The organism is Faecalibacterium sp. An192 (assembly GCF_002160175.1).
In the GTDB taxonomy this organism is placed as follows: domain Bacteria; phylum Bacillota; class Clostridia; order Oscillospirales; family Ruminococcaceae; genus Faecalibacterium.
The window spans coordinates 1-585 of sequence record NZ_NFKB01000159.1 but is presented as its reverse complement, the minus strand read 5'-3'; the positions used below and the strand labels follow the sequence as shown (position 1 = coordinate 585).

Below are 585 nucleotides of genomic sequence, written 5' to 3'. Positions count from 1 at the left end.
TGAAACGGCAGCCAGTAACAGAACAAGAGAAGGATGCCTACATCCAGGACTTGCAGAAAGCCATGCGGCTTCTTCTGGAAGAAGTCCGGGACCTGGAAGAGATGGTTGCCCTGCTGCAGAAGAAACGGTTTGGCAGCTCCAGCGAGGCGACGCCGGCGCAGGAGGAAGAAGAGCCCCTGGGCGTATTCCCGGAAGCTGAGCTGGAATACAAAGAAGATGCCCCGGAACCGTTCAAAAAGGACCAGAGGGGCGTCCACAAGATAAGCGAAGCAGGCCGCTGGAAACTGACCAGCAGCAATGAGACAGAAGATCGGATCTTCGACCTGGACGAAGAAGAACGGCTCTGTCCGAGGTGCAAGGGAAAACTGGTTTGGATCGGGAAAGAGCTGGTAAGGGAAGTCTTTGAATACCAGCGGCCCAAACTCAAGCTGGTCCGGTACTGGCAGATGAGCTACAAGTGCCCGGCCTGCCACAGGAAAGGCCGCAGTGTCATTGTGCGGGCTTCCGTTCCAAAGCCTCTGCTGAATCACAGTCTGGTTGCGGCTTCGGTGGTGGCAGAAATCATGTACCAGAAGTATGTGAATG

The 585-nt window shown here is 55.4% G+C and carries 1 protein-coding gene; it reads left to right on the top strand.

Annotated features, from left to right (window positions below; genetic code table 11):
* Window positions 1–585: IS66 family transposase zinc-finger binding domain-containing protein (locus B5F27_RS16415; protein ID WP_206423029.1), on the top strand; the 585-nt coding region annotated here is incomplete at both ends.